The organism is Marinobacter sp. (genome assembly GCF_048259445.1).
Classification (GTDB): Bacteria; Pseudomonadota; Gammaproteobacteria; order Pseudomonadales; family Oleiphilaceae; genus Marinobacter.
Genome location: NZ_JBLXHQ010000020.1, coordinates 1 through 21,988 on the forward strand (window position 1 = coordinate 1; position 21,988 = coordinate 21,988).

10 protein-coding genes are annotated in these 21,988 nt (G+C 51.2%); 6 read left to right on the forward strand and 4 right to left on the reverse strand.

What is annotated here, in order from left to right:
* Nucleotides 1-188 precede the first annotated feature (188 nt).
* The 4 genes from ACN0RL_RS14170 (at nt 189) to ACN0RL_RS14185 (ending at nt 15,104) form a co-directional block, all read left to right on the forward strand.
* Nucleotides 189-2,585: an Eco57I restriction-modification methylase domain-containing protein gene (locus ACN0RL_RS14170; RefSeq protein WP_417517879.1), complete on the forward strand. Its 2,397-nt coding sequence runs from the start codon at nt 189-191 to the stop codon at nt 2,583-2,585.
* On the forward strand, nt 2,585-8,530 hold the full coding sequence (locus tag ACN0RL_RS14175) for a DEAD/DEAH box helicase (protein WP_417517881.1): 5,946 nt from the start codon (nt 2,585-2,587) through the stop codon (nt 8,528-8,530). Before ACN0RL_RS14170 ends, ACN0RL_RS14175 begins: the two co-directional genes overlap by 1 nt.
* A 97-nt stretch (nt 8,531-8,627) precedes the next feature.
* A complete protein-coding gene (locus ACN0RL_RS14180; protein WP_417517883.1) occupies nt 8,628-13,691 on the forward strand; it encodes an AAA domain-containing protein in 5,064 nt (1,687 codons plus the stop codon).
* Nucleotides 13,692-15,104, forward strand: coding sequence for a hypothetical protein (locus tag ACN0RL_RS14185; RefSeq protein WP_417517885.1), 1,413 nt, complete (start codon nt 13,692-13,694; stop codon nt 15,102-15,104).
* A 157-nt stretch (nt 15,105-15,261) separates the two neighbouring features.
* Here the strand turns inward: ACN0RL_RS14185 and ACN0RL_RS14190 are convergent, their stop codons facing one another.
* The 4 genes from ACN0RL_RS14190 to ACN0RL_RS14205 all read right to left on the reverse strand — a co-directional run bounded on the left by ACN0RL_RS14190 (nt 15,262) and on the right by ACN0RL_RS14205 (nt 18,443).
* Nucleotides 15,262-15,567, reverse strand: a complete 306-nt coding sequence (locus tag ACN0RL_RS14190; protein WP_417517887.1) for a hypothetical protein — start codon at nt 15,565-15,567, stop codon at nt 15,262-15,264.
* A gap of 121 nt (nt 15,568-15,688) precedes the next feature.
* A complete protein-coding gene (locus ACN0RL_RS14195) occupies nt 15,689-16,831 on the reverse strand; it encodes a hypothetical protein (RefSeq protein WP_417517889.1) in 1,143 nt (380 codons plus the stop codon).
* Between the two features lie 16 nt (nt 16,832-16,847).
* Entirely contained in the window at nt 16,848-17,135 is a 288-nt protein-coding gene (locus ACN0RL_RS14200) for a hypothetical protein (RefSeq protein WP_417517891.1), read from the reverse strand.
* A gap of 36 nt (nt 17,136-17,171) precedes the next feature.
* Nucleotides 17,172-18,443, reverse strand: a complete 1,272-nt coding sequence (locus ACN0RL_RS14205; protein ID WP_417517893.1) for a hypothetical protein — start codon at nt 18,441-18,443, stop codon at nt 17,172-17,174.
* Between the two features lie 513 nt (nt 18,444-18,956).
* Between ACN0RL_RS14205 and ACN0RL_RS14210 the strand changes: the two genes are divergently transcribed.
* Together ACN0RL_RS14210 and ACN0RL_RS14215 are read left to right on the forward strand one after the other, a co-directional pair.
* The gene (locus ACN0RL_RS14210; RefSeq protein WP_417517895.1) at nt 18,957-20,186 is read left to right on the forward strand and encodes a DUF6361 family protein; all 1,230 of its coding nucleotides are present in this window, start codon (nt 18,957-18,959) and stop codon (nt 20,184-20,186) included.
* Nucleotides 20,180-21,976, forward strand: a complete 1,797-nt coding sequence (locus ACN0RL_RS14215) for a hypothetical protein (RefSeq protein WP_417517897.1) — start codon at nt 20,180-20,182, stop codon at nt 21,974-21,976. The genes ACN0RL_RS14210 and ACN0RL_RS14215 overlap by 7 nt, the downstream gene beginning before the upstream one ends.
* Nucleotides 21,977-21,988: the final 12 nt, after the last annotated feature.

The window sequence follows — 21,988 nt, forward strand, 5'->3', positions numbered from 1 at the left end:
ACAACGCCATTGATGAACTGCTACCGCACAACTGGAAGCCGGTGAGCATTAGCAAGGTGTGATGGGCGGACGCTTACAAAGTATTCCGAAAGCTCCATCGTCTGCCGGTCTATGAAAGCGACAAGCGTGCTGAACTCTATCGGGACAAGATCCTTAACAACCCCCACTATCACGAACTCAAAGCAAGAATGGACCTGTGGTGTGCACTTTGGTTCTGGCCAGGGGAGTCCATTGAACTAGCGCCGTTACCCCAGGAGTTCCGGGCTCCTGCCATAGAAACGCTGGAAATTGTCAAACAAGTGTCGCAGCAAAATCACTTCTTTCATTGGGAGCTTGAATATCCGGATGTGTTCACGGCAAACCAGTCCGGTTTCGACGCTGTGTTAGGGAATCCTCCTTGGGAGATACACAAGCCAAACTCAAAAGAGTTCTTTTCCAACCACGACCCGCTCTATCGAGCCTACGGCAAGCAAGAGGCACTTGCCAAACAGCTGGAATACTTCCACAGCGCTGCAGAGCTTGAGCACAGGTGGATCCAATACAACGCAAGTTTTAAGGCCATGTCGAATTGGGCAAAGTATGTCGGCCAGCCATTTGGTGACAGGGTTACGGAAGATAACAAAGGCAAGAAGAAGCACGACTTGGCCCTGGGTGGTGGCGGAAGAAACAGCTTTGCCAACTCGGAGGAGATACATAAGCGCTGGCTAAAACGACGCAAAAAACACAAAGGATTTGCGGATGCGGCCCATCCGTTCCTGCATCAAGGGTCGGCGGATCTCAATACCTACAAAATGTTCCTGGAGCAGAGCCACGCAATACTGAGGCAGGCAGGCCGTATGGGCATGATCGTGCCCAGCGGGCTGTATACCGATAAGGGAACCACGGACCTGAGAACTCTGTTCCTTGAGCAGTGTGACTGGCAATGGCTGTTTGGCTTTGAAAACAGAGAAAAAGTTTTTGATATCGACTCTAGATTCAAATTTTGTCCTCTGATTATAGAAAAAGGCGGAGAGACAAAGGCTATTCGCGCCGCCTTTATGCACCGCAATGTGGATGACTGGGACCAAGCAGAGCGATTTGTCCTTGCCTATCCCCGAGATCGCGTTATCGAATTCTCTCCCTATTCGAAATCGATTCTTGAAATACGCAGCAACAAGGACCTGGAAGTTCTCAAAAAGATCTATGCCAATGGAGTTTTGTTGGGTGATCAGAGTGAAGAGGGGTGGAGGGTTAAATATGGCACTGAGTTCCATTCTACAAATGACTCTAAATTATTCCCTGAGCGGCCAAGGTGGGAGGCGAAGGGCTATCAGCCTGATGAGTATGGCCACTGGCTTAAGGGTGCTTGGAGAGCTTACAGCGGTCCGCAGGATATTTTGGAGCGTGAGCCAGGCTTGGTGCTTTCGCGAGACTCATCACAAGTAATTTCAGTTAGCGATATTGAAGATGTTGCCCTACCGCTCTATGAGGGCCGGATGATCGGGCAGTTTGATTTTAGTGAGAAAGGCTGGGTTAGTGGTAAAAGTCGGTCTGCGGTTTGGGAAAATATTCCGTTCTCCGAAAAAATTATTTCTCCTCAATATTTATGCGGGTTACAAACTGCTAGCGAGTCTTCAAAAACATATATGCACCCTAAAATTGCCTATATGCGGATAGGTTCGGCGACAAACTCAAGAACGGCCATATCGACTTTTTTAAACTATTATCCGGCCGTGGATAGCGTGTTTTTTTATCGTCCGGATAAAGTTTCAGTAAGGACAGCTATTGCTGTTAGCTCAAATCTCAACAGTTTGTCTTATGATTTTCACTTGAGAAACCGTGTGGGCGGGCTGAACTTAAGTGAATTTATAATGAATGAAACATCACTGATAAGCCCTTATCGAATTCTTGGAAACGAACGTATTCTTGCACTAATCGTGGAGCTAATGATGCCTTCTAAAGTGTTTTCGGCGTCATTAATGGAGCTGATTGAAGAATCCGGCAGCCGATTTAAGGAAGTGCTGTTTTCTAAATCTTGGAGAAGAAGGTTTGCTCTGACGAATCATGAACGTTTGAGAATCGCTGCGATGCTAGATGCAATATATGCTTGGATGTATGAAATCGACAGAGAATCTATGCGGCATATCCTCAAAGGGTGTGACTTACCGGCCGCTATGATATCCGCTGCTTACTCGCAGGGTAACATTGAGGCGAAGGGGTTCTGGAGAGTCGACAAGAACTTGGAGCCGGAGTTGCGTCATACAATTTTATCCTATATCGCGTTGTGTGATTTGGAAGAAAATGGATTGGATAAGTTCCTATCTCAAAACGAAGGCGAGGGCTGGATGATCCCCGAGAAGCTTCGCTTAGCTGATTACGGTTTAGGTCACGATGACCGCTCGCGCGATCATCAGTCCGTGGCCTCTCGGCTTGGCCCCCGCTTTTACGATTGGCAGTTGAATGAAGATGTCGAGCGTTCCTGGGAGGAGTGCGCCGCCCACGCGGAACTCATTCGCCAGATTGTCCCAGTGCCCGAAGATAACGATGAAGTCGCTGAGCCCGCCGCTGAGTATGCGGTGGAAAACCCGCAAGGAGCTTTATTCTGATGTTGAACCCCATCACTTACACAGAGCAAGTGGTCAGTGACTTCCTGCGTTACCAGCTAAGCACCTATGCGTTTGCGGATGACAAACTGTATCGGCAGATGCGTGAGCTGCTGAACCTAGAGCACACTCGGAATACACCGCTGCTGAAGGGGCCTTATATCTCCCTGTCCCGCACGTTTCAGCAGGGTTCAAGCCTGGAGCAATTGGTTAATGAGGGCGTGCTCCATCCTCATATCAAGCAACTTTCTCCGTACCCTAGTGCGTATTTACATCAGGATAAGGCATTTCGCTCCATCCACGCGGGCAAGACAACATTGGTTGCCACAGGCACAGGCTCTGGTAAAACCGAAGCCTTCCTAATGCCAATTGTCAGTCGTTGTCTGCAACTGAGGGATGAGGGTGCCCCCGCTGGTATTACTGCCGTCATTGTGTACCCAATGAATGCGCTGGCAGAAGACCAATTACAGCGTATGCGCGAGTTGCTGGCAGGCACCGGTGTGACCTTCGGGATGTACGTGGGTAAAACCCCTAAAAAAGATTCAGATATCACCGGTGTTCGTCTGCCACCGGGCAGTTCGGCGCTGGATTACCGCAACAAACTTGCGGAAGTGCAGAATAAAAAGCAGGACATCGCCGTTCATCCGCCGGAAGAACGGGCGAGCCGTGAAAGCATGCGCACGGCTGGTGAACAGCCTCGCATTCTGCTGACCAACGTGAAGCAACTGGAGTTGCTGCTGACCCGCCAGCAGGATCTGGAATTGTTTGATAATGCGCTGCTGGAATTCATGGTGTTCGATGAGGCGCATACGTTTACAGGCGCGAACGGCGCTGAAACCGCCTGTTTGATCCGCCGCCTTAGAGCTTATTGCGGTAAGGATGAAAACAGCACCACCTGTATCGCCACATCAGCAACCATCGCCGACCCCATTGATGGTCTGGAAGCCGGCCGCGAGTTTGCCAGCCGCTTCTTTGGTGTGGATGGGGCTAATGTAGAGCTGGTGGGTGAAGCCTATGAAAGTGATTTATGGGGTGAGCCAAGAACAGCGAGTGCGCCGCTGGTAGGAGACCAGGCGGTTCAATTGCAGAATCTACTAGAGGTATTGGGCGGTGCTGATAAAAAAGAGGCTGCGGAAACCGATATTCAGGCATTGAGAATCTGGTTTCAATCGGTGACTGGTAGCCGACTGGAGGCAGGTAATTGGCGAGAGGCTCTGTACCAATGGCTCAGCCACAACGAGGTGGTTTATCAGATTGCGCAGGCGCTGCAACGGCCCAAGCGACTGACTGATTTGCTCAAATCTCTTGGCGAAACCCTGGGCCGACAGATCTCGGAAGAAGAGATGCTGATCTGGCTGGCATTGGGCGCAGCTTCACGACACGGCTCCCGGCCACTTTTACGTCCTGTAGTCCACGGCTTTGTGCGCGGCGTGGGCGGCGCGGTTGTAACGTTTCCTGAGCATTCCAATGATGCAAAGTTGTGGCTGTCCGCTGAAGATGCGCTGGAGGAAAGCGACGAAATGCATCGGTTTCCCTTGTCCAGCTGCACAACGTGTGGCCAGCATTACTACGAACACGGTCTTGAAGATTTCAACTTCACCGGTACGGCACCGGGTGGCGGGACTGCAGAGGGCAAAGCCAAGGTATGGCGGGCACAGGATTTCACTCAGGGTGGGGTTAGGGCACTCTCGCTGGATCATCAGGTGGGCAGCGAAGGCGATGAAGAGCCCGCACGCACAGAAACACTGCACGTCTGCCGGTACTGCGGTACCACTCATGACCAGCAGCTTGCCGAATGCATAGGCTGTGGCCGAAATAAGAAATTCAAGCCGTTGTATTTCGTGCAGCAGAAAGAAGAGAATCCTGGCAAGTTGACCCGGTGTGTGTCCTGTGGCGCACATGGCCGGCGGTTTGTGGGCACCTATCGGGAACCGGCCAGGCCTGTCCGAGCTACGACCGTGGCAGATGTCCACGTACTTGCGCAAAGCATGATCCATCGCGCTGAGCGTCGACGCCTGTTGGTGTTTGCGGATAACCGGCAGGATGCTGCGTTTCAGGCCGGCTGGATGCAGGATCGGTCCCGCCGTTACCGTTTGCGTGAACTGATCTATCAAAAGCTGCGTCAGGCCCCCATCTCGCTCAGTGATCTGACCTTGTGGCTAGATCAGCATCTGGATGAAGACGACGAGCTTTCACGCGCATTAATTCCCGAAGTATGGCGAGTGGAGCCTAAGTCTCAGACCGGTATTGCCCATGGCGAAGAACGCAAGTGGTTCCTGCGCGTGCAGATTATGCGGGAACTCACGATGGGCTCCCGTCAGAGCACTGGCCTGGAGCCGTTGGGGCGAATGAAAATCCGTTATCGCGGCCTGGAGCCAGATTTGCCGGTTATTCTTAAATGGGCTAATCGGTTGGGCTGCTCGGCCGAGGCCATGGTCGACGGTGTAGCTTCTCTACTAGATAACGCACGGGCTCGAAGAATGCTGTTTGATCCCGTCACAAAGGCATACTCAAAGTTCTGGCTGGATGGTGAAAAAGAGGTCCTTCGGGGATACCTGCCATCGATGAAGGGTGTGCCAGAGGCCCTGGTCTTCCAGCGAGATGGTCAGCACCACAAAGGCCGCATTAAGCAGTGGTACAGCAATTACGGCAGCGTGCCGCAGCAGGCCGCAATCGCATGGGGCGTGCCAGCCGACGAAGTAGAGGAGTTCCTGCAGGAAGTCTGGAACCTGGTCACCGATAAGTTAGAACTGCTGGTAGACGTTCAGCTTAAAGGCGCCCGGGGTAAGAACTTTCCGGGCTGCCACGGCAGTGTGCAGGTTCATGTAAATCAGCTAATGCTAACGCCTTCGGAGGGGATGTATCGATGCCAGACCTGCCGGAGGCTTCACGCAAGAGCAAATCCCTCAAAAACCTGCATGGCATGGCGCTGCAGCGGAAAGTTGGCTCACGAGGCAGAGAACAAAGACAACTACGATCTGCTGTTGCTAGATCAGGAATTCGCGATGTTGCGGGCCAATGAGCATTCCGCACAAATTCCGGGGCCCGAGCGTGAACGTATTGAGAACGCCTTCAAAGGTGATGGGGAGCGGATCAATACACTGGTCTGTACTCCCACCCTGGAAATGGGGGTGAATATTGGTGCGCTAGATGCGGTACTGATGCGTAACGTGCCGCCGCTGCCCGCTAATTACTGGCAGCGGGCAGGCCGCGCTGGCCGTCAATTCCGGATGGCGCTGGACATCACCTATGCCCGATCCGCCAGCCATGATCGTGCATACTTCAACGAACCTTTGAAGTTGCTGGAAGGCCAGGTAGAACCACCGAGCTTTAACCTTCGGAATTCGGTAATGGTTGCTAAGCACGTTCATGCGACGGTGCTGACAACCTTATTCAAGTTGCTGAGGGAAAGGCATTTGCCGGCTGGTGATCACGAGGAGCTGAGTACGGCACTTTCAAACTGTTTGCCGTCACAGATCAAGCCCTACCTGTTTACCGCTGAGAACGCTGTTCGCTCTGAACCGCTATCGGTCAGCCCTCTGGGGCAGCAAGTCGCCAAGCATCGTCAGATGATATTGGAGGCCGTGAAAGCCTCTTTTAGCCAGGGTTGGCCTCGTGCGGATCTTGAGGTGGTTGAGCGTGACCGGTTAGAGGAAGTCGTCGACCATCTTGCTGACAAGCTGCAAGAAGTGGTATTTCGTTTGTATCGGCGGTTGCAGTGGGCATTGAAGCAACTGGATCGTTTGAGGCTAGTGGCTGCTAATCAAGGTTCACTCGATGCTGATGACGAAGCGCTTCGCGGGCGCTGCGAACGAATGGTGAAAAAGTTGAAGGGCGATACGCGGCGCTCGGCGAGTAAGGCCGAAGGTATAGACGATACCAACACCTATGGCGTGCTCGCTGCTGAAGGGTTCTTGCCCGGCTATGGGCTGGATACAGGATCCGTCACCTTGACCCACGTTGCCCCCCGGTTTGGCTCGAATATCAGTGACTGGGAGATCCGTCGTAACAGCGCATTGGCCGTTAGAGAGTACGTGCCGGGCAACTTGATCTATGCCAATGGTCACAAATTTGTTCCCCGTACCTTTCAGTTGGTGCCGGAAGAACCATTGGTTTTTTCAGTTGATACTGAAACGGAGTCTGTTTACGAAACCGGCGGAGTTAAGGATAAACGCGAGGCTCAGCCCGAGTCTATGGGTGCCACTCACATACTGGGTGTCTCTGTCTGTGATGTAGACGCGCCGCATAACTCCTACATTTCCGATGATGAGGAGTATCGGTTTCAAATGCCAGTCGCAGTATTCGCGCAGGATCAGCGACGGCACTCGGGCGGCTCGGCGTACGAATGGGGTACCACCGTTCTGCACCAAAAGCATGGCCTGCACATGCGGCTCGTGAACGTGGGATCCTCTGCTCAGGTTCGAAGCGGAGAGCGGTTAGGTTATCCGGTCTGCCTGGTATGCGGGGCTAGCCGCTCGCCGATGAGTACCCAGAACGAGATCGATACGTTTAGCCAGCAACATACCGAACGCTGCGGCCGACCGATACAAACGATCAGTTTCTATGCGGAAGTGGTTGCTGACGCGCTGACTTTACCGGACTGTGCTACCAAAGAGGCCGCTTACAGCCTGATGGAGTCCATCCGACAGGGAGCTGCGGAAGTACTCGATATGGAAATATCCGACCTTCAGGTTCAGGTCATTGCCAAAGCAGACACAGACCTGGTTGATGCTGTGCTCTATGACCCAATGCCAGGTGGTTCTGGACTGCTTGAGCAACTTGTTGATCACTGGCCGAAAGTGGTGAGCGCGGCGCGCGCGATTGTAGAGGAGTGTCCAAGCGCCTGTGAATCGTCTTGCATCGACTGCCTGCAGCACTTCAGAAACTCTTTTTATCATGACAGCCTGAATCGCCACACGGCACTGGACTACTTCCAGAGTCAGGGTGATAACCTCAGGCACACCCACGATATTCCACCAGTGCTTCCGGACGACACTCAAACTCAGGAGCCAGGGAATGCACCGGAACAGCAACTGGTTGCGCTGCTGAAAGCGGCCGGACTTTCCGATTTTGAGACCGAAACACCTATCAAGCTCTCAGGAGGATTTGATACTCGGCCCGATGTGTATTTTCATGAACCAAATGACCAGTTTGAAGGTGTTTGCGTGTACCTGGATGGTATGAGCCAACACCTTCATGGGAACGCCCAGACAGCGGTGAAGGATCATCAGATTCGTGAGGAGCTGCGGAACACTGATTATGAAGTGATCGAAATACAGTATCAGGAGCTTTTTGACAAAACCCAGATGAGAGATCACATCCGGCGCATAGCACGAGCTGTTGTTGGAAAGAAACAAGCCAAACAAATTATCGCCACTGATGAGTGGTTTGATAATGCGACTCCGGAGGCAGGAGAAACGTCACCGGTCGCAGAATCCGAATCGTCAGGTCTGAAGGTTATCAGTGCGAATGATCCAGACTTCGCTCCCTACGAAACCTGTGTGCCCCTCAGCTCGCTAAAATCGGCTGCCGGCGCTTTCAGCGTCGAGCAAGCGGGTTTTGCAATGGTGGGAGCTGATTCCGACACGTGGGTTCCGATTTCCGGCAGAAAGCTGGAGAAGGGGATGTTTGTGGCCCAGGTGATCGGGGACTCTATGGAGCCTGATATTCCCAACGGCAGCCATTGTCTTTTCCGCCCTGTACCTGCCGGCACCCGCCAGAACCGGAAGCTATTGGTTTGGCACTCCGGAGTGACCGACCAGGAAAACGGCGGGCAGTACACGCTTAAAGTTTATTCCAGTGAGAAGGCGCGCGCCGATGAGGGTGACTGGATGCATCAACGCATTATCCTGAAGCCACTTAACCCGGCTCATGACCCGATTATCCTTGAGCCGAATGAGGAGGGCGAGGTGTTGGCGATTGCTGAGTTTGTGGAAGTGTTGAGTTAACCGAGTTTCTTACTGATTCGATCGCGAGGAAACTTTTGCGTTTCCTTGGTCGAGCTTTTTCTGAAGTGCGGCAGCGCCGTAGGACTAGGAGTAGTAAATGGAAGTCAAGCTTTGGGACGGTGGTCTTTTCATTCATGAACTGAACGCTATCAGCAAAATGGAAGCTGCGTTTGATGAGAAGAATGCGCCACCATCAATGGCCGAGCGAAAGACAAAACGAAATCAAAATGCGATGGCACAACAGCTGAACAGTTTGGTGGGAAACAAAGCCCAGTCAGGGATGTGGCCCTGGAAGGGATACGCAGGATTCAGGTTCTCTGATTCCAAAGGCAAGGACGGTGAATTTGATCTGGTTATTATTACCCACAAGAACATCCTCATTGTCGAGTTAAAGCATTGGCACGGCACCATAACAAGCTCAGGAGATCGCTGGCTCCAGAATGGTAATGATCGGGGCCGCTCCCCGGTCAGTTCGACCAGAAACAAATTCTTTCTGCTGAAGAACAAGGTTGAACGGATTCGCGATCAGTTGCCGGAAAGGAGGGCGCCCAGAATCGAATATCGGGTTGTCATGTCGGGTAACTGTGATTTTTCCGGTATTTCAGAGAATGAGAAAGACTTCGTTCTGACTTTGGAGGACTTTCTCAAATTCTCGGATGAGAATAGATTCAACAAAGCGTTTCGCCCTCATCCAGCCCAGCAAGGTCTTAACGATTACTTTAATGTATTTGATCAGCTCTTTGATGACTCTAACGTTCAAGAGCGTGACCTTGTGGTAGATGGCTACCGGGCCAAGGAGAAAATCTTCTCCCATCCATTGGGTGCTTACACCGAATATGAGGCAGTGAATGATCAGAACAAGTTTGATCGTGGACTGCTTCGCCTATGGGATTTTAACAAGCTTTCTGGGAACCAACCGAAAACTCCTGAAGGTCGGTACAAAATCATTTCCAGAGAACAGGACGTTCTGACGCAGATTCGTTTAACCGAACCTGAGTTGTACAAGAACTGCCTCCGACCGATGTCCAATCCTTCGCAGGACGATATGACGCGTCAGTTCTGTGAGAGATTCGAACTCCCAACAGGCCACTTGCGTTTCAATGCCTTTATCAACAGCCATGTAGTTGGCTACGCGATCCAGGAGCGGATAAATGTTGGCAAGGTTCTGGTCTCTCAGTTTGCAAGGATGCATGGGGCTAAGGTTGCCCATCGAGACGTAGGTGATCACAGCATTTGGTTGTCCCCGTCGAACGCAATTACACTTTCGAATTTCATTGCAGCCTATTTCCAGCCGGCAGGGACAGTGGGGGAACAGCGAAAGGAATTGAGTATCGGGGCTATCGAAATGCCTGAGGACGACGGATCTGGCATCGAGGCGGCTACTCCGTATACCCGGGATGTTTTCGCGTTAGGTGTGTTGCTCTGGCACTTGGTTAAAGCCCAAAACATCCCTCACAAGGTCGACAGTGCTCTGTTGGAGAAGGTTGTTGAAGAAGTTCAACGATGCGAAGAATGGTATGCCCCTGTAATTCTGCAGGCGATTCATAAGATACCGAGTGAGCGCTATGCGGATGCTGGAAATCTCCTGAGCGCGTTGAATGAAGGCCAGCCATCAAATGCCGAAGTTTTCGAGTTCGATGAGGGCACTTTGGACAGGTTTCGCCAGCCGACGCTCCGTGTTGAGCGGGCTTACCCCTTGGAGCAGGAATACGTTGATAATCCTCTCAAAGAGGTTTATCGATCAGGCTCCAATGTTGTAAAGACGTGGCCCGGTTTTGATCTCGGTGGCGATGATCTGGGAGCGGGGCCAAGGCTCCTCGCGTTTCTAACGACAGTTGAGCGGCTTCAAAAGTTGAAGCTGGGCTTCATTCCTAAGATCGATGAGTTCGGGCTCGCAAAGCGCGATGAGCCTTTCGTGGTCTCTCAATTGATTGAGGGGGTTCACTGGTCAGAACTGTCGGACTTGGATCAGGAAGTGCGCTTCCAAGTGATCGAGCGGCTCAGCGATCACGTTTCGTTCCTGCACGAGCAGGATATTTCTCATGGTGATCTGCACCCGGATAACTTGAAGGTGGTGCTGCCCAATGAGCCTGGGGAATCCCCGCTTATTTATCTACTCGATTTTCCAGACCTGGCCATAGACTCAGAGGAGACAAGAAACTTTCGGTATAGCCCAGCCTCGGAAAATGCGTCTCCCTATGAGCGTGACAACTTTGCGGTCATGCGCATGTCCGCAGAATTGCTTGGCATGGATTGGGATGTTGCGCGTGACGATGATCTTCAGGGCATCCGAGATCTAATCAATCTGGAGCAGGAGAGCCAGGCAGGATTTATCGCCCTAGACAGATTTATAGACGCGATCCAAAAGGAAAGAGAGCCGAAGATTAAACGGACAACGATTTCGGTCCAGACTTCGAAGGTAAACGATCAACTGACGATATTGCCGGATAATGGTGAATTATTGCTGACCGTAGAGCCTGACCGAAAGCGATCAGAGATGTTGACGGTCAAGTTCAGTGGCATTGGAGGTAATTTCCTCTGCACATACGATCCGTCGGAGCGCAAATTTGGGCGTGTGTTGTTCTTGAACATCCAAGACGAGATTTGGGCGAGGGATCGAAATAGCGCTCAATACAAAATTGATTGTGCGCTACAGCTAACCCAAAACCGTCACGATGACTGCTCTGGGCTCAACAAATTTTTCGTCGAGAACGAAGACTTCCTTGCTTTGGTGGATGACGTACAGCGGTTGTCCAAAGAGAAACAAGCGCATAAAGAGCTTGCCGCTTCTGCCGAGGCTGAGGCCGTCAAACCAACGGAATCTGAAAAACAGAAGCTATCTCCGGAGCGCGAACCGTCGATAGACGAAACATCTCATCAGGTTCGAAAACGTGATATTCCGGTTAATCGTTTATGGAAAACCATCATCGACACCGAGACGGAGGGACTGCCGTCGATAGAAGTGTCTGAAGAGCACTCCCCAACCAGGGACCACACATCCCTACGTATTCCTTACTCATCAGAGGGGGCTGTTCTCGACAGTTTTGATAATGATGATGAAGTAAGGCTGGTTAGAAAAAAAGACGATAAAACGTTCTACCTTGGGTACGTTGATGTTCGTAAAAGCTCGGGAAAGGAGCTTGTGGTGGAGAGCACGGCTCGGACACGTTCCATAAGCCCTGACGAAACGCTTTATCTAATGAGCACCCAAAATAAAACGTCGCTTGACCGAAGAAAAAAGGCCGTTACACGGGTGCTTGACCAGCTGTCGGTTATTCCGGACCTCACGGAGTACTTTGAAGAGAATTCTGATAGGCAGCCTGTGAAGCTATCGGATGAACCGGATGAAAAAGACTTTGAGCTTTATCAGCGAGAGGATCGAGAAACGGGCAAGGTGATTGGCCTGAACACAGCGCAAAAAGAAGCTTTCAAGAAATTGGTTGCTTATGGTCCTCTGGGGCTTTTGCAAGGACCGCCCGGAACGGGGAAAACCGAGTTCATCGCAGCGTTTTGTCACTACCTCGTCAGTCGGGAAGGCGTAAACAACATTTTGTTAGTCTCCCAATCTCACGAGGCCGTAAATACAGCAGTTGAGCGAATAAGGTCTCACTGTAGAAAGCTCGATACCGACTTGGACGTTGTGCGTTTCAGCAACAGTGATCAAGCAGTTTCCGATGGTCTGAAAGATGTTTATTCCAACGCTTTGGTAAGTCAGCGGAAAGCTTTGTTTGAGGCTGAACAGAATCACCGACTGACCTCATTAGCTCAATCGCTTCAGGTAAACCCGGCGTTTATCGAGAAGCTTTTGGTCGTAGAAAAACGTATCCGTCATCCGATTAAGGAGATTGAGAGGCTGGATAAGGATCTGCAGCCTGCAGAACTCGACTCCAAGATGCAGAAGGATATGCAACGCGAGCGCGGAGCCTACCGTTCTATCCTTTCCAGCGCCTTGGATGAGCTGTTCTCTAGAGCCGTACCTGAAGAGGGGGAGTATCAGAAACTCTTGTTGGAGTTGCATGGTTCAGTTTGTGATGAATTCGGTGCAAGGCCCCATGAGCTCAGGCGTTGTCTCTCGTTAATACGTGTATCGGAAGAGATGCTTGAGCGACTGGAAAGCAGGAGCGCTAACTATGATGAGTTTCTGGTCCGTTCTCGCACTCTGGTGTGCGGCACTTGCGTTGGGATGGGCCAGGGCCACTTGGCTTTGAACAAGACCCCGTTTGACTGGGTCATTATTGATGAGGCTGCACGCTCCTCCTCAAGTGAATTAGCAGTTGCCATGCAAGTTGGGAAGCGCGTTCTGTTGGTCGGTGACCATAGACAGCTCCCACCCACGTACCAGGACGATCACAAACTTGGTATCGCTCGGGAATTTGGTGTTGCTCCCAAGTCTGACGAGTTGGAGTTCATCATGCGAAGCGATTTTGAACGTTCCTTTGAGTCGTCTTATGGGAAGCGAATTGGCGCTACTCTCACGATGCAGTATCGGATGAACAGAACAATTGGCGCTTTGGTTTCAGATGTATTCTACGGCGGAAGGTTGGAGACAGGTGAGCGTCGCATACCTGAGTGTTTTTCCTATGTACCTTCACCAATAAAGAGTGAGGTGACCTGGCTCGACACCGGAGTGCTTGGCGAGAAAGCCTACTCTAAAGGGGATAAGAGCAAGTTCAATGAAGTGGAGGCGGACGAAATCATCAGTCTGTTGAAAGCAATCGAAAATGACGATGTTTTCTGTAAAGGGTTGCTGGAGACGGTCTCGCATGACAAAGAACCGTCAATTGGTGTGATCTGCATGTATTCCGAGCAGAAACGCTTCCTGAAAAGAAAATTTGCAGCTCAAAACTGGCGTGATGATTTCAGGGAGACAGTAAAAATAGATACGGTTGATAGCTACCAAGGTAAGGAAAACAGGATCATCGTTTTGTCATTGACTAGGTCAGACCCGGAGAGAACACCGGGCTTCTTGAGATCAGACAACCGTGTCAACGTTGCTATGTCACGCGCTATGGAAAGGTTGGTCATTGTTGGGGATATGAGGGTATGGAGCGGCAAGAACAGTCATTACGGCCTCGGAAAAGTCGCAACTTACATCCGGGATCGCCAGGGGGAGGGAAACTTCAATATTCTCCCGGCATCAAAAAAGAAAGGAGGTAAATAAATGTCCATTGGTAATATTCCTCTTTTCGAGCTGGACGTTTCCGTGCCATCTCAGCTTTACATGATTGAGTATTCGCTCGTTGAAAGAGGGAGTCTGCCTTTCGTTCCCGATTTTTTACTCAAGCTGCTTCAAGTGGCAGATTTCCTTCCACAGGAGGTTGCGCACTTTTTCGGATTCTCACGGAAAGAGCTCGATCATGCTCTTTCGGGTTTCTTCAGGTCCGGAGAGGTGGAGTATCGAAAAGATGGAAAACTCGGGCTTACAGCTAAAGGGCACGCCCTGTTTTCTGATACCGATACTTCGCCGATGCGCGAGTCAATAGCGAACTATAGGAAGCCTTTTTGCTTTGACCTCTTGACCTTCAGCTACCTCGGAAACAAGCCGAGGCCTGGTCGAGACAGTCGAACTCTAAAACTTAAAGTTGATCAGGAAAAAGTTGCTGATTCTCAAAAACTTGCAAAAGACTCGTTTCAGAGAAATATTCACGAAATATATAAGAAAGGTCACCTGGTCAAAGGGGCTCCTCAAGGAGGCACGCCTGAGATCTACAAATTCAGTGACTGCAGTAAAAGAAAGGACTTTGTAGATAAGATTCCGGAAGTGCTGTCATTAAACGCTGCGACCTATCAGTTCGAGTTTGAGGATCGAGACGGGCTTGCGGAGTCTGACACCTATATTCGAGCCAGGACCGAGGCACTTAGTTCAGCCTGTGGTTCCAACAACATTAATCAAATTTCGAAAGTTGCGGACCTGCTTGAGGATGAGTTCACTCTTAGGCTGCTTCAGAATGAGGGAGTGAATGCGGAAAGATTGGCATCGCTTGCCCTTGATGAACTGCAAGGGCATGGCACCGAATCTGAAAGGCGCCGCCTATATGGTTCGTTTCAGTTGACGCGAAATTGGCATGATCTTTTTGAGAAGCTCAAATCAGCGCTGAAGTCAGACTCAGATAAGGCTGAGAAAGCCGAGCTTATTTGGTTGGCGCCATCTTCTCACGAACTCTGGGGTAAGTGTGAACGACATGGCCAAGCACTTTCTGAGATTTATGAGCTCTTCTCAAAGCATAAATCTGGAACAGACGGCTTCAAGGTTTACGTCCCGTTGCCCGATGACCGGGACAGGCGCGCAAAAAACACCGCTCAGCGCGAGAATGAAGAGGCAGGTGGCAGGCTCTTTGGCTTTGTAGAGTCGGAGCTTCTATCGCCGGTCGAGATTCTGCTTTTGAAAGACAAGTTCGTCGCAGTTCTCTATCACTTCACAGACCCTGAAAGATCTCCCGCCCCGGTTCCGTTTGGCTTTTTATCAACCAACGGTGCTGACTTAGCGCGAGTGTATTCTTTGATGACGGGGGTATTGAAGGAGTACACCGGGGCTGGGGCTCCTCGGGATTTGGGGCCAATACGTCGTTCGTAAACGAACACGAAATTTAAAATTGGTGAACTGGTGACAGTAGCGTAGCCAAACTTTCAGGGAGTGCTGGTCAACGCCGGCCCTGATCAGGTTGTGTTTCAATCAATCGTTAAATACGGACCTACCGTGCCTATAAAGCCAGGCACGGTAGGTGCATTTGTTAATGGGCTAACGGTGCGAAGCCAAAGTAGTTGAGTCCATTCCACTCATCGTCAGCTTCGAATACCACGGTGTCGTCCAGCCGAGCATCATCGAGTAGATCTTCAATCTCTAATTCATCCTCGGATTTTCCGATGGCTCTGAGCAATCTATCACTTACATATGCGAAAGCGTTCGCATTTCCGTAGTAGATGAACAGTAACGTATCATCGCTAGAGTTGGCTTCGTCTCCGATCAATGCACTGTCTCCGCTAAATGGTGAGTAAAGCGTTTCTGGCTGCTTGATACTGACTTTTTTTACCGCCATTGATTGCCTCGTCTAAAGCGTTGTTGCTCGAAAACTTGCGGTGATTTTAATGCTCTATAAAGCTTCCTCGCAATATGATATTAAAATAATTTTTGCTGCTTTTGAGCGCCAGAAGGCATACTCAATGGCCGAAATCTATCGTGACCGATGTATAGCTGCGTAACGCCCTGACGCCCTTCTCAGTAACAAGGTTTATCAGGAAGTCGCCAGACTCAAGCAGCTCGGCGGCTTCCCGAAGGGTAGCAGCATAAACTTTATTCTCAGCCTGGTTTGTCGTGTTTCCGGTTGTTGGTGATGACTTTTTCCGGTTCAGAACATAGCGTCCGGAACGGTCTTGTTTGGCGGTGAAAAGGGTAGGATCGCCTTTTACCTTACCGATGGCATAGATCCGTTTGACCTCTCCATGACTCGCTGTTACGAAATCAGTGCTCGCTACACGCGGAGCTGGGGTCTGCGCAGCTGCTTCTTCAGTTTCGCGTTTTTGGCTGGTTGGGACGTTTTGCTCGCCCGAAAGTATCGTTATTTGGCTAAGGAGTCCTTCGCGAGCCGCGTCGAGTTTGTCAGCGTTGGTCTTGTTCGAGAGTTGGCCCCGCTCCTTACGTTGGCAAAAGTAGGCAATTCGCTCCGCATTCGCGCCCGATGCATGAGGCAAACCAGAGAGAACGCGATTTCGCTCGACAACCCCTCCGTTGGCAAGCTTCTCGAATACTGCATCAACGCCCTGGCCGAGAGTAATAAATACACAGTCGTCGGGCAGTGATCTTATTTCCTCCACGAGCTGCGTCTGGATTTGACCCCAAAGATAGCTGTTTGAAATCATGGCCCTGCCGCCGGAAAAATTTAGCCCCTGGTCGAGAACCGGGTTCCGCAACGCGGATGTGAAATGCACCAGGTTTTGACGGGTTTGGAAGAGATCTTCGCAACTATCAACACTCAGCCAATGCTGTAAACCAATCAGATCCATCATTTCAGCCAAGTTGCGTCTCATGGCTCCAGCAAAGCTGGCGGAATGTTTAGCTCGTTTGAGCACTTCATCAGCCGGTAAACCCTGCTCAAGCGCTTCTTGAGCCTCTTTAATAGCAATAGTGGCCTGCTGGATGCCCGGAGTAATCCCGCAAATGACCACCTTAGCCGATTCATTGACGAAGTCGAATGGGGCGTAGTAGGTCGCGTAACGTCCATTCTCTGATAAAAGCAGTTCTTTCGGGAGGCCTGCGCTCGCGATTTCAACGTGTGCCACTGATTTTAGGTGGGCGTGTTCCATGGCTTAAAGCTCCATTTTAATGTTGCTGTTTGTATTTGTGTCCAACGGTGATGACGCGGCCGCTATCGCCCACCACAGCATACGGCGGGGCATCATTTGTTAATGCCCGGAGTAGCTGCTTCAGGGATTTGACGAGTGCTTTTCGCTCCCGTCGATCGAGTTCAATTAATGCCGTCCCGCCTTTTTGCTCCGCCATTTCGCCACGATCTAATAGCACATCGAGCACGATGCCGGAGATCGCTCGCTGGGCAGCACGTTTGCGCCCATGTTCAGTAAGTTCGTAAGTAGTGTTTGTCATGCTCATACCTCCTCCTGACCAAAATGGGCTAAATCACTGATGTTACTGAGCCACCAGTAGATTCAGGATCTCGTTAAATGCGTCACTATCTCTGACTTTGATCTTGTTGATGCCAATCCGGCCAAGCTCGCGGAACTTGGCAAGACCACTGTGGCGAGTGGTCGGCTCATCAGAACTTACCGCCGGGTAGTGTTTGACGATCGTGCTTTCCGGCAATGTGATCTCATCCGGAACCCAAAGAAATTGGGTTTTCCCTTCATGCTGGTGAGCGAACGCAGTCCCTCCCATGACCTGGTAGCCGTCAATTTTTGCATTGGGCTTGCGCTGGGCGGGGTGCTTTTCGATCAATGGGTGGTTTGTCAGAACCTCTCTGATGGTCTCTTTATCTGCGACTACGCCAGAGGGTGCTTTCGGTGGCGATTTGCGAGCCATTTGCTCTGCGAGCCGGTCAAGCATTTGGTGGCGCCTGGCCTCTGATGCCCAGACATCCAAGCTTTCAAACAACCAACATGGGTCGATCATCAAAGCCGTGCCCAAGGTTTCGGCGTTCTCGGGGGTTACCCATTGGAGGTTGTCAGGATCAAACACCTTGGTTTTCAGGTAGGCCTCGAAGCCGGGCCGATGCTCTGGTGAGAGGATCGAGTACACCTCTTTGGTTTTATCGAGCTGTCTCAGAGATTGGTGATGGATGGTTTCAGCCAATTCCCGAGCAGAAGGTGAGGGGGCTTCTGGTTTCAAAACGAAGGGAGACAACCATTTGAATTCACGGTACTTGCCTTTGTGAAGGAGCCAGCGCTGCGCATCGGCTTTACGGGCTACTCCTGGACGCTCTTGCGGCAGTTTGTCCTCACCTTCCGCAAAGCCAGCCAGGCGCACGGTTTCAACCGCCAGTCCACTCACAAGGGCAATTTCCTCTCGTGTGAGGGTATCGTCATCCTTGCCGTACTCGAAGTTCATCACCGCTTTGTGGAGGTCCAGGAGCTGCCCGAGGGTTTCTTGACGTTCCTTGAATGTCGAATCGATCACTGCGTCACCGGCGTTGAACTGGACCAGTGCCCTCAGGGAGTCCTGATCCGCCTGATCATCTGCGCCCTGGCGACGTTCAACGGCAAACTCGCGACAGCGGGTAAGCAGCATGTCGATGTCGAACTTTTCCCTCGTGCCACCAGAAAGATCTCGGGATTTATGGTTCTCAAGATCCAGCGCAAGTTCTGCCCTATCCTGTCCGAGAAACAGGTTAATGACGTCGCTCACTTCATTGTTGATGAAGTTTTGCGCAATTTTTTGAAGTTTTTCGCGGCTCGGATTTTCCATGTCATGTCCTCAGAAAAGACCTAAAAGTTCATTGGCAGCCAATTACACTTTAACTTTAATGGCAATTGGGACTTTGTGCAACTAAAAAAGTTAAATGGTTACCAAATAACTTTTGCCGCTTATGAGAGAGTACTTGGTCTAAATTGGGTTGGCTGCAACCTTGGCGCAGCAGTGGGGGACTTCCACGTTTACGACGCTCGCAATTAGACCTAACCCATTTTGACGCACTAACAAGTAAATAGGTTTTGGCCGGACCGTATGCCTGACAACTTTCCGGGTTTTCAGATAGGAAGGTGAGAAAATGTTCTATAATTTTAACTAATTGATGTTAATAGCTTTAAATTCCGGAGTGCGCGTATTTAAATGGCTACTGCAATGCTGATCTGGAGAACTACACAAGAACACTCGAAGCTTTATCTGATTGGCGACACTATTTGTCGCTGTCATGTGTTGGACTATTCAAAACCCACATTGTCACTGACTTACTGATGTATTCGGATGTACGGAGTTGCTATGAGCAGTATTGGCTGGGTGGACTTCTCATCCACTGACAGGGAAAAAGTGTCACAGGTTCTGGCGATGTTGCAGGAGCCGGGGACTTTGGATGAGTTGGGAATAGGCCAGATTCGTGATGCTTTTGCCGATCTCTTGTTTCCGGGATTCTCCACTATCCAGACCCGGGCCAAATACTTCATCACGGTGCCCCGAATCATCCGCGATTACTTTGCGCTGGATGTGCGGATACAGCGCCGGACTTCACTCAGGGATTACCTGGAGTCGCAGGAGAATGAACTTGCCAGGCTTTTGGTAAAGCAGCATGGTCCGGCAGAGAGCGGCATCATCGGCTCGGAAATGGTTGGGAGCGAACAAGGAGTGGCCCGAAAACCATCTTCGGTCTATTGGAATGGCCTTCGCCAGTTCGGGATTGTGAATACTGAAAAATCCCTGACAGAGTTCTCCAGGGAAGTGGGCCAAGTTCAATCGGCTCCTCGTGCCACAGGGCATGAGGAAGATGATTCCGATGCGATGCCGCATCGTTCAGCTGTGCATCTGGATGCCTTTGAGTCGGGTTGGATGAATGATCTTTCGATCCATTTATCCAAGTCCGAAGCCCAATTCCTCATTGATAAGCTGACTCACACCCCCGCCATCCGAAACAGTGTCGTATCGCAGTTTCTGATCCACGGTTTAGCCAAAGAACTGGTTGAAGATGATGCAGCTGCTCTGACATTTCCTGAAATTGTTGCCTGGGTGAAAGGTAGGGCCGAAGTCTCTCAGCTTTGCCGGCAAACCCTTGAGCAGGCGGACGAGTTCAGTGAGGCGGTAAGGGGAGCGCATATCCGGTTCAATATTTTAATTGCGCGGAAGTCTGAAAATATTGCTTTGGAGGCTGAGCGAGAGGCGCTCTTTTCCCATTGGCTTGAACAAGCCAGGAAACGAAATCTTTTCTCGGCCTCCAGTTTGGATAATTGGTTGCAGGCTGCAACCTCGGGCGGAGCCCGAATAAATGTGAATGCCCGTGAGTTTCTGCGCCAGTGGCATGAGGCTATTTTTCAGAATCACCCTGTGAGCAGTCTGGATCGATTGGTTGAAAGTCGAGCCCAGAAAAATAAAGGCCGCCGCTCAGTTCTGTTAAAGAAACTGGGTGACGCGCCGAATTGGCAAGGGATGGATTCATTTAGTTACCGCTGGCCGACAGTCAGGACCATTCTGAGGGATGTGGTGCAGGGTGCTGAATGCTGAATCCAAAAACTGAACGAGTGGATTATGGCTGGGAGTTAAGGCCACCGGAGGGGTACGAGCTCGATTCTGCCATCGCCGCAACCTACACGCTTGACCTGGGAGCACTTCTATCCGTGCCGGTCGCTTTATGTTTCCACGATACGCTGGAAGGAGAAATTCAGGGTGAGCGCCTGGCTCTGTTGGAAGCCGTTGGCCAGTTGAATGGCCGTTTGAAGGTGTTTTACCAAGCCGGAAAGATAAAGCTACCTGGCTCCTATAATCGCTTATTTGCCTTGCTGGAGCCTTGGCTTCAGCCGGTAATGCCAGGAAACGTAGCTTATTCCTCTTTCCATCCGAAGTTCTGGCTGCTTCGCTACACCGCCCCCCAGCGCCCTGTTCGCTACCGTCTCATCGTGCTATCCCGCAACCTGACATTCGATCGAAGTTGGGACCTGGCTTTATCGCTGGATGGAGAGGTGTCACGCGAATCAATTTACAGCGCCCACCAAGGGTGGGATGAGCTTGTGAGAGATCTGCTACTGCAGGATCCTTCCTTTGAGCCCGGCAAGGTAATCAAAAAGGAGCTTGGCCGGATTAACTGGCAGCCACCTAAAAATTTCGGAAGCCCCAGAATTCTTGCGGGTGGGCCTGGGTATGGTCAGCCACTGGATATGCCGAACTCGAATGATTCAATGTTAGTCGTTTCCCCGTTTCTGAAGGATTCTGTGGGTGGCGTCGGGGCTTTGGATGAGTTGGCTCAAAAAGCCCCGGAAGGCAGTCGCTGGTTGCTCAGCCGGGGTGAAGAGCTTGATGAGATAGGGCCAGCGAAGCTTCAGGGGTGGTCGTGTTTTTCCATTAACAGTGATGTCGTTGATGGAGAGGAACGCCTTGAGATGGGCACTGGCAGACAGAACCTTCATGCAAAACTGATTGTTATAGAGCGAGGGCAAACCTGCCACTGGCACCTGGGGTCTGCCAATGCGACAACTGCAGCCATGGGCAGCGCAGGCGCTGATCCACGCAATACCGAATTGATGGTCCGGCTGACAGGGAAAAGTCCTTTGATTGGGCCGGCTGCATTGCTAGAGCAGTGGATCGATGAAGATAACCCCCGAAACGGGCTGTTTGTTGAGCATCATTTTGAAGAGCGAGCAGAGAGTGAAGGCGAAAGTGAGAGAGATCTGTTTCGCGTTCTCTCGTTTGATTTGATCAAGGCGAATTGGACATTGTCTGCCAGAGAAGCTGTGAGCGATCCGACGCTTTTTGAGTTAGAGCTGTCGATAGATGAAGTGCCGAAGCTGCCAAAGGGACTATCGGTGGAGGTTGGTCTCCTGCCAGTGAGGGGGGCCTGTCGAGTTCTCGCCAATGTCATCTGCTGGAACAACTTGAATATAAACCAGCTCAGCGCGTTCCTGACCGTGAGGATCACCTCACAGGCAAGCTCCGAGACAGAGCATCTGGTTATTCAGACTGACTTGAACTTACCGGCGGGTACGGACCGCGAGCGGCGTATTATCGAACAGCTGGTGGATACTGAAGACAAGTTTCTGAATTACATCCGTCTGTTGCTGCAACGACATCCGGACAAAAATGAGTGGCTCGGCTTCGATAGCGCCAATAGTCAGGCGGGTGCGTTGGCCACCTTGTTTGGTGACTCCCCGATTTTCGAGCAGTTGATGCTTGCCGCTGCCCGGGACGCTGAGGCCCTGGATAGAATTCAAAAGATGATCGACCGGCTTGAAGGGACTTCTGTTCCTGTTCCGGAACGGTTTGCTCAATTGTGGCGGCATTTTGCCCCCAAAAAGCGCTAAGACGGATGTTGG